Below are 723 nucleotides of genomic sequence, written 5' to 3'. Positions count from 1 at the left end.
GCTATACATCTTATTTCTTTGATCTTAAAGAGTTTCTTCATTATTTTCCAAAGTACTTTCGTTTCAGTTACTATTTTGGTGATGAAACGCATATAGAGCCAGTTCCAACGTTATTTAAAGCTCGTCCGATTGATGGGAACAATAGTAACTCTGTACTATTTAAATTAGATAAGCGTCGTCATTTCCGATTCGTGGATGATAACTTAAGTTTTTCTGATAAAAAAAATATGGCCGTATTTCGTGGTGCTGTGACTCAACCACATAGAATTCGTTTTATGAAAACTCTGTATGGTCATCCACTGATGAATGCAGGTCAATCGAATACTTCAGAGCAACACCCAGAGTGGCAACAGCCATTTATGACAGTAGAAGAGCAGCTTCAATACAAATTCATTATTTGCCTTGAAGGGAACGATGTTGCATCAAACTTGAAATGGGCAATGTCTTCAAACTCACTTGTCGTTACTCCAAAAATGAAATTTGAAACGTGGTTTATGGAAGGCACTCTGCAGCCAGGCATACATTATGTAGAGGTGAAGGATGACTGGTCGGATTTTGAGCAAAAAATTCAATACTATTTAGACAACCCTAAAGAGTCTGAACAGATGATCAAAAATGCGCATAAATACCTTGCTCCTTTCCAAGATGAACAACTAGAAAAATTGGTTTGCATTAAAACACTTCAAGAATATTTTAGACTATCTGGCCAAGCTATTAACGAAC

Annotated in this window: 1 protein-coding gene; it reads left to right on the top strand. The window is 36.5% G+C overall.

Annotated features, from left to right (window positions below; genetic code table 11):
• On the top strand, positions 1-723 hold a 723-nt coding region (locus AB4653_RS28930; protein ID WP_372106079.1), incomplete at both ends, for a glycosyl transferase family 90.

Source organism: Vibrio sp. 10N.222.48.A3 (assembly GCF_041475345.1).
Taxonomy (GTDB): Bacteria; Pseudomonadota; Gammaproteobacteria; order Enterobacterales; family Vibrionaceae; genus Vibrio; species Vibrio tasmaniensis_A.
This window is presented reverse-complemented; position numbering and strand designations above follow the sequence as displayed.